This window comes from Bacillus sp. AR8-1 (assembly GCF_008042345.1).
Classification (GTDB): Bacteria; Bacillota; Bacilli; order Bacillales; family Bacillaceae_G; genus Bacillus_A; species Bacillus_A cereus.
The window spans coordinates 20,649-38,778 of the sequence record NZ_QNUB01000046.1 but is presented as its reverse complement, the minus strand read 5'-3'; the positions used below and the strand labels follow the sequence as shown (position 1 = coordinate 38,778).

Sequence of the window (18,130 nt, the reverse complement as noted above, 5' to 3'; positions counted from 1 at the left end):
AGGTTTCTTTTTAAGCTAATACTTGTACATATGGCGATATTATTTTATCATTTTATATAGAGTAAGATTTTGTAAGGGAAAGGAATTGTATATGAATAAGCAAAGAATTTATAGTATAGTAGCAATCCTTCTATTTGTTGTAGGTGGCGTGTTAATTGGAAAGCCATTTTATGATGGATATCAGGCTGAAAAGAAACAGACTGAAAATGTGCAGGCTGTTCAAAAGATGGATTATGAAAAGCATGAGACGGAATTTGTAGATGCTTCCAAAATTAATCAACCAGACTTGGCGGAAGTAGCGAATGCATCATTAGATAAGAAACAAGTAATCGGTCGTATTTCGATTCCAAGTGTTTCAGTAGAACTGCCTGTTTTGAAAGCTTCTACTGAAAAAAACTTATTATCAGGTGCAGCGACAGTAAAAGAGAATCAAGTTATGGGAAAAGGAAATTACGCACTAGCAGGACATAACATGTCTAAAAAAGGTGTTTTATTTAGTGATATAGCTTCTTTGAAAAAAGGCGATAAAATTTATTTGTATGACAATGAAAATGAATATGAGTATGCGGTTACTGGTGTATCTGAAGTAACTCCTGATAAGTGGGAAGTTGTAGAGGATCATGGGAAAGATGAGATAACGCTTATTACATGTGTATCTGTAAAGGATAATTCTAAGCGTTATGTTGTTGCTGGTGATTTAGTAGGAACGAAGGCGAAGAAGTAAAAAAGAAGGTGAACTCTTTAAAGAGTTCACCTTCTTTTTTACTAATGTTGAGAAATAATAGAATATTTTGGTTGGCATTTAAGTATTCTTCTATTTATGTATAATAAAGTTAGAATTCTATATTTTGGGAGGAACAAGAGTGAGACAACAGGTGAAGAAACTTCTTTTAACAACGAGTATAGCGTTATTGGTAGCCCCAATTTCAGCTTATGCGCATCCAGGGCGTACAGATGCTAATGGCGGACATACGTGTCGTACAAATTGTGAGAAATGGGGATTACAGTACGGGGAATATCATTATCACAATAAACCAGCTTCTAGTAGTGGTGCAACGAGCCCAGCTCCTAGCCAGAATAATAATAGTGCTGTAGAAGCTGAGAGACAAGCAGAAGCACAGCGCAATACTGAGGTTGAAAAACAACGTGCTGCAGAAGCACAGCGTAACGCTGAGGCTGAAAAACAACGTAATGCAGAAGCACAGCGTAAAGCTGAAGAAGAGAGACAACGTGTAGCCGAGGAACAAAGAAAAGCTGAAGAGGCACGTAAACAAGAGGAAGCGCAGCGCCAAGCTGATATGGAAAAAGGTCAACTTGAAGGTCAAAAGAATGGAGAAACTGATTTTAAAGCAGGAAAAAATGATGCAGAAGTGCATGTAGCTGGAAAATCTGATGCATATAAACAAGCGTTTAAAGCGACTTATGCAGCCGCATGGTCTTTAGAAGAGCAGAAGAAAACGCATTTTGAAAAAGGAAAAGAACAAGGTTTAGCACAAGAGACGATGGACGATAGTCAAGTTGCTCCAGAGTTTAAGGTAAACTTTGCAGACGGGTTCAAAGTAGGGAATAAAGAAAGAGTAGAAAAAATTGAAAAAGAGCAAGCTGAATTAGGGGAAAAGACAGGGAAAGAATTAGCTGAAAAGAATCCTGGAAATAGAGAGAAAGAAGTATACGTGAAGGCATATGAAACAGCGTATGAAAAAGGCTATAAATCTACAAAAAAGGCAGTAGAAAAAGCTGGCTATAAGTATGCATTTGAAAACTATGATTTAAAAGTTCCTGCTAAGTATGAAAGAAATGAATTGTTAAAGAAATGGTTTACTGAAGGATTTAAATCGAATAAAAAAGCAGCGGAAATTCGAGAAGAAGGGTATAAAAAGGGAGACAGCTGGTTCTCATTTTTCTATAAGAGTTTCGTACCAAGTGAATATAAAGAACATAAAGAGCTGTACGAACAAGCAATAGAAAAAGGTAAAACAGCATAAAAAAGATGAGGAGAAATTCCTCATCTTTTTTAATCCATCCATTTTACTAATTTCTTAGAAATTAATAATAAAACACAACCTAATACAATTGCCACAGCGCCAATAACTGTGAATACTTCAGCGTATCCAAGTGAAGTTGTGAAGCTTGCAAGTTGTCCGCCTAAAATGTTGGCGATACCTGAACTTGCTAGCCATACACCCATTAGTAAAGATGCTAATTTTACCGGAGCAAGCGCACTAACCATTGATAGTCCGACAGGTGATAAGAATAGCTCACCTAACGTATGGAAAAGATACGTAAAGACGATAAATAGTAAGTTTGCTTTTTCTGTAATGTTATGTTCATCACTACCTGTTTTTAATGTAGCGATAACGAGAATGATATAACCGATACCGAGCAAGATCATCCCAAGTCCCATTTTAGTTGGGATTTTTAAATCACCCTGCTTGCGAGTTGCAAGTTTTGCCCATAATGCAGAAATGACTGGAGCAAGTAAAATAATAAATAATGGATTGACCGATTGGAACCAAGATGTTGGAACTTCCCATCCGAACACAGAGCGGTCTACAAATTTGTTTGTATATAATGTTAATGAGCTACCAGCTTGTTCAAAGCCAGCCCAGAAGAAGACAACGAAGCATGTTAAAATGACGATAACTGCGGTACGTTGTTTTTCTTTTTTTGTTAACGGTGTATCTCCTACTGATGGTTGTCCAGCAGCTGTTTGTAAATCGCGAGTTGGTTTTTTACCGATATTACCAAGGAAGCGATTTGAGAGTGTTGTAAATAAAATTTGTCCAATGATCATTCCGATTGAAGCGGCTAAGAAACCGTAACGGAATCCGTAATGTACAACGCCATCAACTGTTGTTTTGAATAAATTTTCTGATAAAAATCCGCAAACGAGTGGAGCTAAAAATGACCCGACGTTAATACCCATATAGAAAATGGTAAATGCACTATCACGTTTTGGGTCGTCCTCTTCGTATAATTCTCCAACCAGTGTAGAGATGTTCGGTTTGAAGAATCCGTTACCGATAATAATAAGCGCTAATCCGAGGTATAGGCCTAATTGGTTTTGCAAGGCAAATAGTGTAAGGTTACCGATTGCCATTGTTATACCACCAATTGTGATTGCTTTTCGTCTACCTAGAAAACGGTCTGTTAAGTAACCACCAATCATTGGTGTGAAATAACAGGCTCCAGTATAAAATCCGTAAATAGAGAGTGCCCATGCGGGACTAAACCCAAGACCACCGCTTACTAAAGCTGTCGTTAAATATAATGTTAATAATCCTCGTAATCCATAGTAACTAAATCTTTCCCACATTTCTGTAAAGAAGAGTAAGTATAAACCTGGAGGATGTTTCTTTTTTCTTTGTTGTTCTTTTTCTAGTTGTATCGTTGATTCCATTTTATTTTCCTCCTGACACAAACAAAAACAAAGTTAATAATTTTGTACATTTAATATTTTACCTTATTAACTATTATAAGTCAATAAAGGTTGATTTTTCAGAAGAAATTGGAAAAGGGGGATAGCTATAGAAGGGGTGTTTCTTTTGTGATAGACTATGGACTATGTTTTCTTTGTAAGGAAGCAGGTTATTGTACTTTTTTTATATGTGGAATTGATTTCATAAGAGATGAAATTAAAGAAGGAGAAAGAAATGAAATTGTTACAGAAAAAAGAAATTTTACTTATTAGTCTTATGTTATTTTCGATGTTCTTTGGAGCAGGGAATCTTATATTCCCACCTTTTCTTGGATATGAAGCAGGAGAACATGTGTGGATTTCATTAGTAGGATTTATTATATCAGCAACAGGTCTTCCTATATTAGGTGTTATCTCTATTGCAAAAGCAGGAGGTTTTCAAACGTTAGCGGGTAGAGTTCATTCTTCATTTGCAATTATTTTTCCATGTATCGTGTATGTATTTATTGGACCTGGGCTTGGTATACCACGTGCGGGAAGTTTAGCCTTTGAAATGGGGCCAGGTCAGTTATTCCCTGAAGCAGGAAGCGGAGTATTATTGTTTTATACAGTTATTTTCTTTAGTATTGTTTATTGGTTAAGTTTATCACCATCTAAGTTAATGGGTTTGTTTGGGAAAGTTTTAACACCATTATTATTATGTATGATTGCCATTATTTTTATAAAAAGTATGTTTACATCAGTAGGTGGCGTGAAAGAGGCTGCGGGGAATTATGGACAAGCTCCTATGTTTCAAGGATTTTTAGATGGATATTTAACAATGGACGCGTTAGCTGCTTTAATTTTTGGAATTGTGATTGCAAATGCATTACGTGCAAAGGGTATTGAAGATGATAAAGGTTTAGCGAAATATATGAGTATTGCTGGAATTGGGGCAGGACTATTATTATCTATTATTTATGTCATCCTTGGATATGTGGGGGCAATTAGTGGCTCATTAGGAACATTTGATAACGGTGCGAAAGTGTTAGCACAAGTTATGATTACATTATTTGGACAGGGCGGAGTCGTTTTATTAGGTCTTATTTTTACTATCGCTTGTTTATGTGTTTCAATTGGACTTGTTACGTCTTGTAGTCAATTTTTTGCGAGTGCATTTCCGAAAGTATCTTATAAAGTGTGGGCATTTATAGTAAGCGTTGTTAGTATGATCTTAGCTAATTTAGGATTAACGCAAATTTTAAAAGTATCAGTACCAATTCTTGGATTTATTTATCCAATTGCATTAACGCTTATTATTCTAGGGTTATTCCATAAGTATATTGGGAAGTATGCATACGTATATGCAGTAACTGTTTGGTTTGTAGCAATATTTAGTGCAATTGATATTTTAAATAAAAATGTAATGATGAATCAGTGGACGTCAGTATTAAAATACATTCCATTTTATACAGAAGGTGTTGGGTGGATAGTTCCAGCTATTATAGGCGTGTGTGTTGGTGTCATCGTTAGCATTGTTCTAAATAAGAATAAATGAGTAAAAAGGTGTTTTCCTATTTTGGGAAGGCATCTTTCTTTTTTTGGAAAAAATACTATTGAAAATGAATAGACTAAGAGTATGATAAAGATAATTGGTAATATATAGGTTTAATGAGAGTTACGAATAAGGGGGTAGCGTATGAAGAAGGATTTGGATAAGAAAATAGAAGCACTCGAAACGGCAATTGAAACAATTCAAGAAGCACTTGCTGAATTAAAAGTGAAGCAAAGGGAAATAGAAGTAGAGAACGCTCAGCAACATGTTAGTAAGGAAAAGAAAGAATATATTGAAACGGTAATGGAGGAAAAGCCAAAAGAAGAAATAGTTACGATAAAAGAGCCTGTGCAAGAATATGAGGTAAAACAAGTAGATATATCTGCTTTTAAACCAGAGCCATTTAATATTATTAAGTTTTGTCAAACGTGGTTACCGCGTGTATTTGTCGGTATTATGTTGCTTGGAGTGATCTGGTTATTTAAAGCAGGGGTAGATGCTGGTTTATTAACACCAGCAATACGAATTGTGTTTGGTATCGCATTATCTATCGGTTTGTATTATATAGGAGATATTCAAATTAAAAGAGAGCGGCAGGCGTTAGGATTAGTATTGGTTGGAGGAAGTATTTCGGGGATTGTTTTAACGACGTTTGCGGCACATTATTTGTATGCATTTATTCCGGCAAGTATCGCGTTTCTCTTTAATATTGCATGGGTTATTTTAGGGATTTATTTAGCGAAAAGATATAACTCGGAATACCTTACTATCTTCGTAGCGGTAGGAGCGTTCTTCGTGCCATTCTTGTTAAATAGTACGACTCCTAATCCTTATATTTTCTTCGGATACGAGACGATATTAACACTTAGTTTATTATGGTATGGATTGAAAAATCGTTATAAATACTTATATATGATTTCTTACGCTGTTGCGGCCATTGTTCTTTTTGTCTTCTTTGCTGTTATGTCAATATTAGTAGAGAACTTGCAAATACAGTTAACGATTGTATATGGTTTGATTCATTTACTATTATTTTGGCATATGTTTACGGAGAGAAGTTTTATACCAGAACCACGTTTGGCGATATTTAGTGCGAATGCAGTTTTCTTTATACTAGCTATTGCCAAAATACCTGATTTTACAACATGGGGATTGATTATTAGTGCAATTGTGCACGCTGCTATGTTTGTGCTTGAGTATAGGAAGAATAGACATTCTATATTTACAAATCTCTTATTTGGTTTCGCGATGGGAGCATTTAGTTTAGCGATTTTATACGAGTATAGTTTAGTGAATGCAGCGATCGTACTATTATTACAAGGTTTCCTTGGAATGGTTACTTCTATTAAAGGAAAACAACAGATAAAATTGTATGTTAGTGCAACGATTTACGCGATTGGAATGATACAGACGATTTTTAGTCCGTTTGATCAATTTATTTCGGCAGGCTTTGTTGCTCATCTTATTTTAATAGGAACGTTCTATTATTGCATGAGACAAGCGAAAGAAGTGTTAGCGAGTATTGGTAAGTATGTGTACTCTATAGCGCTCTACTGGTTAATGGTCATTGTATTTATTACAATCACTAGAATTGGTGAAGTTCTTTCTACAGATGGAAGTATAATTAGCGTATCTGTATCGTTATTATGGATGATATATGCGTTATTTGCAGTTTGGTTTGGCCGTTATAGACAGATGAATGAAATATTATATGCTGGATTAATCGTATTAGTAGTAACGGTAGGGAAGTTATTCCTACTTGACTTACCAGAGGTTTCGATGATGATTAGGGCAGTGTTATTCCTAATCGTCGGTAGTATAGGTATCGTTATTTCAAGAATGTTTTTCTCGAAGGAAGAGAAGTGAAAAGAAGGCAATCCATGTATGGATTGCCTTTTTCATTATTTTTTATTAATCGTTACAGTTTCATTATATTTCGTTGTTGTATTTTGACGTAGACGAAGTGTTGCTTGTCCAGTTGTATTTGAATCAATCTGTACATTTACAACTTTCTCAGCAGAGCCTAAGCTGTTTGTTGTGAAAGAGAAGGCACTACTATATCCAAAAGCAGATGGCCAAGTGCCGTTTGTATTTTGAATTTTTGCTACTTGTGTTCCACCAGTAGTGAATATACCTAAAGAATAGTTGTTATAAGTTGTATTAGGTAGTAAGTTGTTTACTTGAATCTTCATTTGGAAAATTTCATTGTTTGGTAGAATGCTAGGGTGTGTAACGACGTAGTCGCTTGTTGTTACCGCACCGTTATAACCGTATGAACCTGGTTTAAAAGTATTTGTATTAAACCATTGATAACCCGCATTTGGTGCACTCCAAGGTTCAGGTTGTGGTTCTGTTGATAAGCTTGGCTGTTCAAATGTTTGTAGAGCTGTAGGTGAATCAAGTTGTAAACCATTTACTTGATCTAAACTTGTAAATGTCTCTTTATTCGATAACCAATTTACGATGTTTTCTAATAAAATCGCATCGTTTTCTTCTTTATAACCATCGTAAGTTTTCTTTGTTTGGCCAGAATCTTCACGAACGTACTTTGGCGTAGCATCTTCAACAGGAGAAGAGTCACCAATAAAGGCAGCTTTTCCAAGTCCTACTTTTGCAATTGCAGCATATGGGCCTTCTGCAATACCACCGCCATTATAAACGCCACTATCAACAGCGTTATTCCATTTTGATGGATTTTCTGGAAGGTAAACAAGTCCTTTTGCTAGTTTTGGGTTTGTAATTGCTAGAGTAGAACCAGCATGCATTGCTACAGAAGAAACACCTTTTGTAATTCCGAAAGATTGTTCAGGCGATACGATTGTTTTCGCTGAAACATCACCAAGTGCATTGTAGCGGAAGCGAATACCGAAGTTGTCAGATAGCCAATCAGAGCTTTCTACTCCTTGCATAGCTTGTGAATTTGCTTCTTCATTAGACATTCCTTTTGCTGGATTATCCCAAGCACCGCGTCTATATCCATTAAATACTTCAGAAGAGTCCCAGCGATTTTTATTACGATCCGCATTGTAATGATCGGCAATAAAGAAGATACTACCGCCATTTTTTACATATTGTAACATAGCGTCCTGCTCAGATTTTTTGTAAGGAATATTAGCTTCTGGAACGATAAATACATTGTAACCTTTTAAGTCTTCGTACGTAATAGGTGTTGATTTACGAAGTTCTTTTACGTGATAACCGTTTTTTGCAATGCCATTTCCGAAGTCAGAAAAGCCGCCGTCAATAACCCAGTCAGCTGTCCCAGCAGTTTGACCGTGTGTATTATCGAATAATACTTTCTTCCCATTGTTTTGATTTACAACTTTTGCAGCAATTTCAGGAGCTGGGTCTACAGAGCTTTCGGCATAAGTAGACGGTATGAACGAGGTCCCTATACTTAGTGTAATTGCTGTTGCTAAAGAAAATGTAATCCATTTTTTATTCTTCATAGAAGAATCCCCCTAATAATAAATATATGTGCTTTAATAATGTAATTTATTTTTCTGTAAAAATAAAGACGGAAAACATAAAAAATATTAAAAGATTGTAAAAATACCGTGAATTTTGTTGAGAAATATTTATATAGATATAAAAACACCCCTTCCAAGTAATAAGGAAGGGGTGCTTTGCTTAACTAATTTTTGAGTTAGGTGTTTCATCAATCTTATGAAACCCTTTCATGTAATATACGATTGCTAAGCCGATAAGCCAAATTGGGCCGACAATCAATGCAATTCGTGTATCTTCTGAATACGCCATTATACCTAGTACTAATACAAGGAAAACGAGTGAGAAATATGAGCTTAATGGGTATAAAGGCATTTTATACGATAACTTTTGTTTATTTTGAGTAGGCAAGCTTTTACGGAATTTAATTTGAGCGACTAATATAATGCCCCAAGTCCAAATTGCGCCGAAAGTTGAAATGCTAGTAAGCCATGTAAATACCTTTGCAGGTACGAGATAGTTTAATATAACGCCAATGAGTAAAACGATAGCAGTTGCTACAATTCCTTGGCTTGGAATGCCATTTTTATTTAAACGACCAAATCTTTCAGGAGCTTTTTTCTGCTGAGCTAATGTAAATAGCATACGGCCTGTACTAAATAAACCGCCATTACAAGAAGAAAGAGCTGCTGTTAATACGACAAAGTTAATAATACCTGCTGCTTTTGCGATACCAATTTGCTGGAATGTTAATACGAATGGGCTTCCTTTCTCACCAAGTTCGTTCCATGGATAAATTGCCATCATAACGAATAGAGCTCCTACGTAGAACAGTAATATTCTCCAAAACACGTTATCAATTGCTTTTGCGAGTGTTTTCTTCGGATTTTGAGCTTCACCAGCTGTAACACCGATTAATTCAACGCCTAAATAAGCGAATAGTACCATCTGCATGGAGAGTAGTAACCCAGAAAAACCATTTGGGAACCAGCCACCATGTGACCAAAGATTTGAAATACCAGTAGCGATACCACCGTTTCCGAATCCGAATAAAATAATACCAGCGCCGACAACTATCATACAGATAATTGTGACAATTTTAATAAGAGCAAACCAAAACTCAAGTTCTCCAAATACTTTTACCGATAAGAAGTTAAAAGCGCTCATTAACAATAGAGCAAGTAACGCCCAAGTCCAGCGCGGGATATCTGGAAACCAGTACTGCATGTAAATGCCAGCTGCTGTAATTTCAGCCATACAAGTAACAACCCATAAGAACCAGTAATTCCAGCCAGTAATATAACCAGCGAGTGGGCCGATATAATCATATGCATATTTACTAAAAGAACCGGCAACAGGTTGTTCAATTGCCATTTCCCCGAGAGCTCGCATGATGAAAAAAATAACGAGTCCGGCAATCATATAGCCTAGTAAAATAGAAGGACCGGCTAGTTTAATAGCGGAAGCAGATCCTAAAAATAGCCCAACGCCAATAGCTGAGCCAAGTGACATTAAAGTAATATGTCGTTCTTTTAAACCACGATTTAAAGTTCCAGATTTGTTTGTGTGCTGCATAAGAAGAATCCCCCTTGTAGAGTGAACAATATTTGAATGCGTTTACTGAGTGTTTAACTATTTCAAATTATAAAACATTTCTATCTGTTATGCTACAAAAATAATCATAATGAACTGTACTATATCTGTACTTGTCAGACTTAAACTTAAAATTCGAACTATTAGGGAATATATTGACTCTTCTTTTTATTGATTGTTAAGATTAAGTATTATATTTTCTCACATACTAGTAAGAAAAGAATGTGTGATAATAATTCAGGTGTAGGAAGGGTACATAAGCATGTTTCAATTACAAAAATATAACACTTCTGTGAAGCAAGAGTTTTTAGCTGGCATCACAACTTTTTTTACATTTGCGTATATTCTTGTCATCAATCCAAAAATATTATCTGATGCAGGTGTACCATTTGACCAAGCGTTTACAGCAACAATTATTGCAACCGTTGTTGGAACAGTAGGTATGGCGATTTTCGCGAATTACCCGATTGTTATTGCTCCAGCTATGGGAATGAATGCATATTTTGCTTATTCTGTTGTACAGAAGGCAGAAGGGATTACATATGTAGTTGCCTTTTCAGCTGTATTTGTAACGGGGATTATTTTTCTTTTATTATCTTTTACTTCGTTTAGGCAAAAGTTAATTTTAGCAATTCCTGATAGTTTAAAGCATGCAATTGCAGGTGGAATTGGACTATTTATTGCTTTTATTGGATTGCGCCTTTCTGGAATTATCGTGGATCATCCTTCTAATTTAGTTACGATTGGTGATTTTCATTCTCCAGCTGTTATTTTAACTTTAATTGGTTTAATATTAGCGGCGGTATTAATGGCATTACGTGTGAGTGGTGCATTATTTATTAGTATGATTGTGACAGGAGTTATCGCCTTCTTTACAGGGCAATTGAAGTTTGCTGATAAAATTGTGGCGATGCCTCATTTGCCAGAGGGTATTATCGTTTCAAACCCAATCAATGCATTTTCAGATGTAATTGAATACGGATTATATGGTGTTGTATTTTCATTTTTACTTGTACTTTTATTCGATACAACAGGTGCATTACTTGGTTTAATTAAACAAGCAGGTTTAATTACAGACAATACAGAGAAGCGTTTTGGTAAAGCGTTTATTGCAGATGCAATTGGCGGGACTACAGGTTCTATCTTTGGAACAAGCCCAACAGCAGCGACGATTGAATCGTCAGCAGGTATTGCTGCAGGTGGGAAAACTGGATTAACAGGGATTGTAGTTGTTGGTCTAACAATTATAACGGCATTTTTCAGTCCTGTTATTGCTTCTTTATCAAGTGTAGCCGCTATTACAGCTCCTTCATTAATTATAGTAGGTAGTTTAATGGCACAAAGCATTCGAGATATTAATTGGAATGAATTTGAAGATGCGTTACCAGCATTTTTGATTTTTATAGGTATTCCGTTAACGTCTAGTATTGCAAATGGAATTGCAATTGGATTTTTAGTATATCCAGTTTTGAAAATTGTGAAGGGTAAAGGAAAGGAAGTACATCCATTACTATACTTATTTACAATTTTATTTGGATGTCATTTATTCTTATAATATAGATATAGGAGAGTGAGCTTCTTATGAGAGGCTCCTTTTTTGTGTATAATAAAGTAAAACTATAGGCAGTAGTGGGGATTTATCCCCACTGTGTATTAGCCCGCATCAGTCGGGATAATGGGGAAATTAAATTAATTTCGTAAAATATAAATTACCTAATGGAATATATATATTACAATAAAGGTGGAGGAGGAACATGAATGGCTGTAAGTAAAATAAAAGTCGCGCGTGTTCAGTTAGATTTAACACAGCAACAATTAGCAGAAAAAGTAGGCGTTACAAGGCAAACGATTAGTTTAATTGAGAAGGGGAAATACAACCCATCTTTAGATTTATGTTTGAAAATTTGTTATGCGGTAGATAAAACATTGAATGATTTGTTTTGGGAGGAAAAGGAGTGATAGGGTGAAAATCGTGAAAGATGAACGTTTAATGATTGAAGGGTTAAAACATATTAGATTGGCTTTCATCTTACAAAATATCGTCATACTAGCTATCATCTTTTACCGCTATGTCTTGCAAGAGGCAGGATATGAAAGTGTTTCGGATTTATTAATGATATTTATTGGCGGGATCGTAGTTATTAACTTCTTAAATTTAAAACATTCTGTAGAGGTATATGAGCACACAGGCGGAGTGTCACGTAGATATTTCATGAAATTATTATTAATTCCAGTAGGTATTATTATGGGGATATTAGCTGTTTGTATCATTGTAACACCAGATATCTCGATAAAAGAAATAAGTATAACAGCACTTATTATTTTTGCTTGTTTTTTAGTTCCTAGTTTGTTTATATACATATATATGAAAAAATAAAAAGAGAAGATTGAAATATAAGAAAGGCTTTCCCGTATTGAGGAAAGCTTTTCTTATATCTTTTTATACAAAACTTTATGAAGGCCAATTGGTTTAATTTCAAAAATTTCACCATGCTCCTGAAAGCCTAATCGCTTGTAATAGTCAGTTACAGTAATTCGGCCATTACACCATAGGATGTTTGCTTTCCGTTCTTTTAAAATTTGTTCTGCCTTCTGAATTAAGGAGCTTCCAGCTCTTTTGTTCCGAAAGTTAGGTAATGTTGCCATTCCTCGTAGTCTATAATGGATACCTTTTTGCAAATCAGGATATATTTCTTTTGAGAAGGAAGCGATGCTAATCAACTCATCGTTTATAAAGGCACCTAAGTGGAATGTGTCTTTTTCGTAATCAGAAGAGTATTTACAGTCTGCTAGGGACTGATTGGGACGCAACACCGCTTGGCGTAATAAGTGTGTCTCGGATGCATCAATATACTGCACAGTAATCATGTTATCATCCTTTCTTATAAACCTTTTTCTATAAGTTGTATAAAGAAGTATGCAGGTGCAGCGAGAAGGCCGAGTATACTAGCGGTTCCGAGAAGGAGTGAAAGAAAAAGGAATGAGTATTTAACTCCATTTGATTTTTTCCAACCATAGCTGCAAATTTCAATGCTAACACCGATGAGAATAATGGCGACGAGTACTTCCGCTAATAATAAGAGAGCTAAAGTTACAATAGACATAATGTAATCCATCCTCATAATATGTGATAGTAACATTTTACCATATGAAATTAAAAAAATGCCCCTCAATTATGTGAGGGGCATTTTTTTACTCTAATATGTTTTTTAGTGTATCGATATGCTCTTTTGAACCTGTTACAAGTAATGTATCGCCGTGTTGTAGTCTTGTATCACCATGTGGTATTAATGCTTTATTACCGCGGTAGATTTGAATGACAAGTACATCACCTAAAAACGGAAGGCGGCGAAGCGCAATGCCGTTATATTTATTGCTGCGTAGTTCAACTTCGCGTACTGTTTCGTTTGCTGTTGTAATTAAGCGAACGAGACTAGGTTTATCAATAAGTGCACGTAATAAAATACGTGTAGAGTTAATTGTTGAGAATACAGCGATATGTTCTTGCGTTGCTTTTTCTTGTAGAAGTGGATCTTCTACACTTGCAATAACATGTTCAACACCTAGCTCTTTTGCATGTTCTGCTAATAATAAGTTTTGTTCATCGTCGCTTGTTGCAACAACGACGCGATCTGCATCAAATGCTGTTTGTTCAGTTAATGATGCGATTGTGATGTCATCTAATTTCACGATAGGGAAGTCATGCGATTTCGCTTCCTCATCATTTATTTTGTTTTGACGCATCATATATAGCGTTACGTCATAATCTTCTCGTTTTAAATCTAGTGATAACGGAAGGGTAATTCTGCTCGCGCCAATAATAGCTACTTTTGGTTTTGGTGTTTCTACTTTTGGGAACATTTTTTTAAACAATATAGGTGCAAAAATACAAGTAATAACTGCGCTTAAAATAAGAGAGGCAGATAAACTTGGACTGATGATCCCTAGTTTTTCACCAATTTGTGCAGCCGCGATAACTAAAGAAAGTGTCGATGTTAATAAGATTGCACTTCCAAGTACGATATTACGTGGATACCATTTTCGTAAGACGAGTGATGGTAAGAGTTTTGAAATAAAGAGTCCTACAATTAAGATTGGGATCATTAGCATGCTAGAAGGCTCTTTAAAAATAGACCATACCTCTAGATTTACACCAACCATTACGAAGAAAATAGGGATGAAGAAACCATAGCCGATGGAATCAAGTTTTTCCACCATATCTTCATTGGGTGATAATAACGATACAAGTACACCTGCTAAGAAGGCACCTAAAATATTTTCTGCTCCAACAGATTCCGATAACCCAACTAAGATTAAAATGAGTGCAAAAACAGCCCGTGTATCAATTTGTACACTACCAGCTTTTAAACTATCTAAGTATGGAATGTTTTTAAAGCGTTTTGCAATAAAGTAAATGACAATACCGGCACCGAATAGAAGAAGTAAGAGCCACATACTTTGGCCGCTTTCGGAATTTAATCCGACGAAAACAGCGAGTAAAATCATTGTAACTAAGTCTGCAATAACAGCAACTAATAAAATGATTTGTCCGATTGCAGTTTTTCCTAGGTTGTTCTCTTTTAGTGTTGGTACAACAACACCTAAAGAAATAGTTGAAATAATTAAAGTCATGAACATTGCATTATCTACAAATCCTAGCCATACGAATAGTAATGATAGGGCATAAGATAAGATGAAAATAAATAAGAAGATAATGCTTGCTGCTTGAAATGTATTTGGTTCGTTTGTCTTATTTTTTTTCCCTTTTTGTTTAAAGATAGAAAAATCAATTTCTAAACCGCTTAAGAACATGAGGAAGATAAATCCTAATGTTGATAAAACTTGAAGCCACATATCTGGCTCAATAATATTAAACCCACTTTTACCTACAAAGATTCCTGCAATAATTTCTGCAACGACAACAGGAAGTGCTTTTAATTTAAAGCGTTGTAACAAAAGGGGAACGAAAAACGCGATTGCAACGACAACCATAAGTGATAGAACAGAAGTATGATGTTCCATTGCGTTCTCTCCCTTCAAATAAATATAGTACCTATTTAGCCATATAATAGGTAGAAAAGCAACGCATATGGATTCGATTTCATAAAGAAAGACTTTTCTTAACATTTGTCATAATAAGTATATTCTTCATGATTCTGCTGTTAATTCCGTAATGTGGATGTAATGGGGGAGGAGAATAAAAAAAGACTGCTGAGATTCCTCAGCAGTCTTTTTCATGTACATTACATTGAGAAGAAGATCCATACAGTTAAACCAACTGTTGCAGTTGCAACGAAGAAACTGTATATCATTGTAAGAATTTGAACTCTTCCTTCTCCTTCTTTTAAATGCATGAACATAATTAATTGTAACAATGCTTGCGCAACAGCCATTATGATAATAGTTGTTAAGACTGTTGAAAGTGGCAATGTTGTGTAAAGTGCCACGTATAACGCTAGAAACGTTAATGCAAGCGATAAAATAAATCCGAAAACGTGTGACCAAGGGAATCCGCTATGCGCATGCCCGTTTGCTTGATTGTTGTTTTGAGCCATCTACGCCACCATCCCGTTCAAGTAAACTAGTGTGTAAATAAAGACCCAAACAAGATCAAGGAAATGCCAGTATAAGCTGATAATGAATACTTTACGAGCTGTAACTGGTGTTAAACCTCGTTTTAAAATTTGGATAATAACACAAATTGCCCAAATGATACCGCCTGTTACGTGGGCTCCATGCGTTCCAAGAAGAACGAAGAATGCAGATAGGAAAGCACTTGTTTGAATTGTTGCGCCTTCACCGATGTACATAATGAACTCTTCGATTTCAAAGAATAGGAAACCTGCACCTAAAAGTAATGTAAGGATGAACCATCCAAGCATTGCTTTTTGGTTGTGCTTACGCATTTCGTGAATTACGATACCACATGTGAAACTACTTGTTAAAAGTAGTAATGTTTGAATTAAAAGCGTTTTAAGTTCAAACAGTTGCGCTGGAGTTGGGCCATCTGCCGTACGACCAGCAAGGACTAGATAAGAGGCGAAAAGTGTTGCGAACAGCATAATTTCAGCCCCAAGAAAAATCCAGAATCCTAGGATATTCAATCTGCTTTGTTCGGATTGATATTCCAAAGGTAAGCTTTTATCTAAAGCCGCCATGTCATTTCACCTCTCATGCTATATGTTCTGTTTCTTTAATTTCATCAACGCTTACGTAGTAGCCATCATCATAATCGAATGAACGATAGATTAAGCAAGCTAAAATACCAACGCCGCCGATTGCTGCAAGCCAGAACCAGCTAAATACTAATGCGAAACCTGCAAGACCGAAGAATAAAGACGCAATAATAGGCACACCAGAGTTACTTGGCATGTGAATTGGTTTGATATCTTCTGCTGCTGGTGTAACTGTTTCTCCGCGTTTTTTCATGTACCAGAAAGCATCAGCTTCTTTGATTTCAGGAAGTTTCGCGAAGTTGTAATGTTGTACAGGAGATTGAGTTGCCCATTCAAGTGTACGGCCATCCCATGGATCTCCAGTTGTGTCACGTTCACCGTGACGTGCACTCCAAATTACGTTGTAGCAAAGAAGTAGGAAGCCAATACCCATCATTACCGCACCAACAGATGCGATTTGGTTTAGCCATCCCCATCCAAGACTTTCAGAGTAAGTGTACATACGACGAGTCATACCGTCTAAACCTAAGAAGTACATTGGGAAGAAACAGATGTTGAATCCGCTCATAAAGATCCAGAATGTCCATTTACCTAGGCGTTCATTTAACATATGACCAGTCATTTTTGGATACCAGAATGTGAATCCAGCAAGCATAGCGAATACTGTACCTGCGATTAATACGTAGTGGAAGTGAGCGATTAGGAAGTAGCTGTTATGGTATTGATAATCAGCTGCTGCCATTCCAAGCATAACCCCTGTAACCCCACCGACTACGAAGTTTGGAATAAATGCCAATGACCAAAGCATTGGAACTGTAAAACGGATACGTCCTTTATACAGTGTAAACAACCAGTTAAAGATCTTAACACCGGTTGGAATCGAAATCGCCATTGTCGAAATCGAGAAGAATGAGTTAACCGCTGGACCTGCACCCATCGTGAAGAAGTGGTGAAGCCATACGACGAAACTTAGTAAAGAAATTGCAACCATTGAGTATACCATCGCACTGTAACCGAATAGACGCTTACGTGAGAATGTACTAATGATTTCAGAGAAAATACCGAATGCCGGTAAAATAACGATATATACTTCAGGGTGACCCCATACCCAGAACAGGTTGGCCCATAACATCGGCATACCGCCGCTCGCCATCGTAAAGAAGTGAGCATCGAATAGACGGTCAAATGTCATTAATGCAAGAGCAACTGTTAATACTGGGAAAGCGAAAATAATGATAATTGTTGTAATTAAGATTGACCAAGTAAACATTGGCATTCTCATTAAAGTCATACCAGGTGTACGCATTTTTAAGATAGTAACAAGGAAGTTAATACCGGTCATTAGCGTACCGAGACCTGAAATCTGTAATGCAATTGCGTAGTAGTTATTTCCTACGCCTGAAGTAAACTCTGTACCTGCCATTGGGAAGTAAGAAGTCCACCCAGCGTCTGGAGAACCACCGATTACGAAAGCGATGTTGAATAACATTGCTCCGACAAAGAATAACCAGAAACTTAAAGCATTTAAGAACGGATATGCAACATCACGAGCACCAATTTGTAATGGTACTACAAGGTTCATTAATCCCATAACGAATGGCATTGCCATGAAAAGAATCATTACTGTACCATGCGTTGTAAAGATTCCGTTATAGTGTTCAGCGTTTAAATAAGTTGTTTCTGGGAATGTTAACTGTGCACGGATCATTAAACCATCCATACCACCACGGAATAACATGATAACCGCAGAAATAATATACATGGCTCCGATTTTTTTATGGTCAACAGTTGTCAACCATTCGTCCCAAAGCCATTTCCATTTTTTATACTTTGTTAGTACGAAAATGATTGCTAATGTCACAAGAACGATAGAAGCGTCTGCACCGTAAATAATCGGGTCACCTGTGACAAAGAATTCATCAAGCTTCACTGTGTTCACTCCAATCTGTTGGAATAATAGCT

At 36.2% G+C, this 18,130-nt stretch carries 16 protein-coding genes; 7 read left to right on the top strand and 9 right to left on the bottom strand.

Going from position 1 to position 18,130, the window contains the following annotated elements:
- Positions 1–91: 91 nt before the first annotated feature.
- A complete protein-coding gene (locus tag DN400_RS25320) occupies positions 92–724 on the top strand; it encodes a class A sortase (protein WP_001041724.1) in 633 nt (210 codons plus the stop codon).
- Between the two features lie 139 nt (positions 725–863).
- On the top strand, positions 864–1,985 hold the full coding sequence (locus tag DN400_RS25315) for a YHYH domain-containing protein (protein WP_065229762.1): 1,122 nt from the start codon (positions 864–866) through the stop codon (positions 1,983–1,985).
- Between the two features lie 29 nt (positions 1,986–2,014).
- On the opposite strand, the gene DN400_RS25310 is transcribed toward DN400_RS25315, so the two are convergent.
- Positions 2,015–3,400 (bottom strand): peptide MFS transporter, encoded by a 1,386-nt coding sequence (locus DN400_RS25310; RefSeq protein WP_098255456.1) that lies wholly within the window; start codon positions 3,398–3,400, stop codon positions 2,015–2,017.
- Between the two features lie 253 nt (positions 3,401–3,653).
- On the opposite strand from DN400_RS25310, the gene brnQ1 reads away from it, so the two are divergent.
- Together brnQ1 and DN400_RS25300 are read left to right on the top strand one after the other, a co-directional pair.
- The gene (brnQ1, locus tag DN400_RS25305; protein ID WP_098255455.1) at positions 3,654–4,955 is read left to right on the top strand and encodes a branched-chain amino acid transport system II carrier protein BrnQ1; all 1,302 of its coding nucleotides are present in this window, start codon (positions 3,654–3,656) and stop codon (positions 4,953–4,955) included.
- 141 nt (positions 4,956–5,096) lie between these two features.
- On the top strand, positions 5,097–6,818 hold the full coding sequence (locus DN400_RS25300; RefSeq protein ID WP_065229763.1) for a DUF2339 domain-containing protein: 1,722 nt from the start codon (positions 5,097–5,099) through the stop codon (positions 6,816–6,818).
- A gap of 35 nt (positions 6,819–6,853) precedes the next feature.
- On the opposite strand, the gene DN400_RS25295 is transcribed toward DN400_RS25300, so the two are convergent.
- Together DN400_RS25295 and DN400_RS25290 are read right to left on the bottom strand one after the other, a co-directional pair.
- Positions 6,854–8,401, bottom strand: coding sequence for a DNA-binding protein (locus tag DN400_RS25295; RefSeq protein ID WP_000791513.1), 1,548 nt, complete (start codon positions 8,399–8,401; stop codon positions 6,854–6,856).
- 181 nt (positions 8,402–8,582) lie between these two features.
- The gene (locus tag DN400_RS25290; protein WP_001164892.1) at positions 8,583–9,974 is read right to left on the bottom strand and encodes an amino acid permease; all 1,392 of its coding nucleotides are present in this window, start codon (positions 9,972–9,974) and stop codon (positions 8,583–8,585) included.
- Between the two features lie 280 nt (positions 9,975–10,254).
- Between DN400_RS25290 and DN400_RS25285 the strand changes: the two genes are divergently transcribed.
- The 3 genes from DN400_RS25285 (at position 10,255) to DN400_RS25275 (ending at position 12,369) form a co-directional block, all read left to right on the top strand.
- Positions 10,255–11,547 (top strand): NCS2 family permease, encoded by a 1,293-nt coding sequence (locus tag DN400_RS25285; protein ID WP_000487188.1) that lies wholly within the window; start codon positions 10,255–10,257, stop codon positions 11,545–11,547.
- A 203-nt stretch (positions 11,548–11,750) separates the two neighbouring features.
- Positions 11,751–11,951, top strand: coding sequence for a helix-turn-helix transcriptional regulator (locus tag DN400_RS25280; RefSeq protein ID WP_000301182.1), 201 nt, complete (start codon positions 11,751–11,753; stop codon positions 11,949–11,951).
- Between the two features lie 4 nt (positions 11,952–11,955).
- Positions 11,956–12,369 carry a hypothetical protein gene (locus DN400_RS25275; RefSeq protein WP_065229764.1) on the top strand — a complete coding sequence of 138 codons (414 nt, stop codon included), beginning with the start codon at positions 11,956–11,958 and terminating at the stop codon, positions 12,367–12,369.
- A 53-nt stretch (positions 12,370–12,422) separates the two neighbouring features.
- Here the strand turns inward: DN400_RS25275 and DN400_RS25270 are convergent, their stop codons facing one another.
- The 6 genes from DN400_RS25270 to qoxB all read right to left on the bottom strand — a co-directional run bounded on the left by DN400_RS25270 (position 12,423) and on the right by qoxB (position 18,098).
- Positions 12,423–12,860, bottom strand: a complete 438-nt coding sequence (locus DN400_RS25270) for a GNAT family N-acetyltransferase (RefSeq protein ID WP_065229765.1) — start codon at positions 12,858–12,860, stop codon at positions 12,423–12,425.
- 14 nt (positions 12,861–12,874) lie between these two features.
- Positions 12,875–13,132, bottom strand: a complete 258-nt coding sequence (locus DN400_RS25265; RefSeq protein WP_071714271.1) for a DUF4022 family protein — start codon at positions 13,130–13,132, stop codon at positions 12,875–12,877.
- A 52-nt stretch (positions 13,133–13,184) separates the two neighbouring features.
- Entirely contained in the window at positions 13,185–15,014 is a 1,830-nt protein-coding gene (locus DN400_RS25260; protein ID WP_065229766.1) for a monovalent cation:proton antiporter family protein, read from the bottom strand.
- A 221-nt stretch (positions 15,015–15,235) separates the two neighbouring features.
- The gene (gene qoxD / locus DN400_RS25255; RefSeq protein ID WP_000068425.1) at positions 15,236–15,547 is read right to left on the bottom strand and encodes a cytochrome aa3 quinol oxidase subunit IV; all 312 of its coding nucleotides are present in this window, start codon (positions 15,545–15,547) and stop codon (positions 15,236–15,238) included.
- A complete protein-coding gene (gene qoxC / locus DN400_RS25250) occupies positions 15,548–16,150 on the bottom strand; it encodes a cytochrome aa3 quinol oxidase subunit III (RefSeq protein WP_000729313.1) in 603 nt (200 codons plus the stop codon). It abuts the gene before it with no gap.
- Between the two features lie 13 nt (positions 16,151–16,163).
- On the bottom strand, positions 16,164–18,098 hold the full coding sequence (qoxB, locus tag DN400_RS25245; protein ID WP_000762374.1) for a cytochrome aa3 quinol oxidase subunit I: 1,935 nt from the start codon (positions 18,096–18,098) through the stop codon (positions 16,164–16,166).
- Positions 18,099–18,130 lie beyond the last annotated feature (32 nt).

Excerpts from the sequence above, each read along its gene's own strand:
- DN400_RS25320 (WP_001041724.1), top strand. The coding sequence starts at position 92 with ATGAATAAGCAAAGAATTTATAGTATAGTAGCAATCCTTCTATTTGTT.
- DN400_RS25310 (WP_098255456.1), bottom strand. The coding sequence starts at position 3,400 with ATGGAATCAACGATACAACTAGAAAAAGAACAACAAAGAAAAAAGAAA.
- brnQ1 (WP_098255455.1), top strand. The coding sequence starts at position 3,654 with ATGAAATTGTTACAGAAAAAAGAAATTTTACTTATTAGTCTTATGTTA.
- DN400_RS25300 (WP_065229763.1), top strand. The coding sequence starts at position 5,097 with ATGAAGAAGGATTTGGATAAGAAAATAGAAGCACTCGAAACGGCAATT.
- DN400_RS25295 (WP_000791513.1), bottom strand. The coding sequence starts at position 8,401 with ATGAAGAATAAAAAATGGATTACATTTTCTTTAGCAACAGCAATTACA.
- DN400_RS25290 (WP_001164892.1), bottom strand. The coding sequence starts at position 9,974 with ATGCAGCACACAAACAAATCTGGAACTTTAAATCGTGGTTTAAAAGAA.
- DN400_RS25285 (WP_000487188.1), top strand. The coding sequence starts at position 10,255 with ATGTTTCAATTACAAAAATATAACACTTCTGTGAAGCAAGAGTTTTTA.
- DN400_RS25280 (WP_000301182.1), top strand. The coding sequence starts at position 11,751 with ATGGCTGTAAGTAAAATAAAAGTCGCGCGTGTTCAGTTAGATTTAACA.
- DN400_RS25270 (WP_065229765.1), bottom strand. The coding sequence starts at position 12,860 with ATGATTACTGTGCAGTATATTGATGCATCCGAGACACACTTATTACGC.
- DN400_RS25265 (WP_071714271.1), bottom strand. The coding sequence starts at position 13,132 with ATGTTACTATCACATATTATGAGGATGGATTACATTATGTCTATTGTA.
- DN400_RS25260 (WP_065229766.1), bottom strand. The coding sequence starts at position 15,014 with ATGGAACATCATACTTCTGTTCTATCACTTATGGTTGTCGTTGCAATC.
- qoxD (WP_000068425.1), bottom strand. The coding sequence starts at position 15,547 with ATGGCTCAAAACAACAATCAAGCAAACGGGCATGCGCATAGCGGATTC.
- qoxC (WP_000729313.1), bottom strand. The coding sequence starts at position 16,150 with ATGGCGGCTTTAGATAAAAGCTTACCTTTGGAATATCAATCCGAACAA.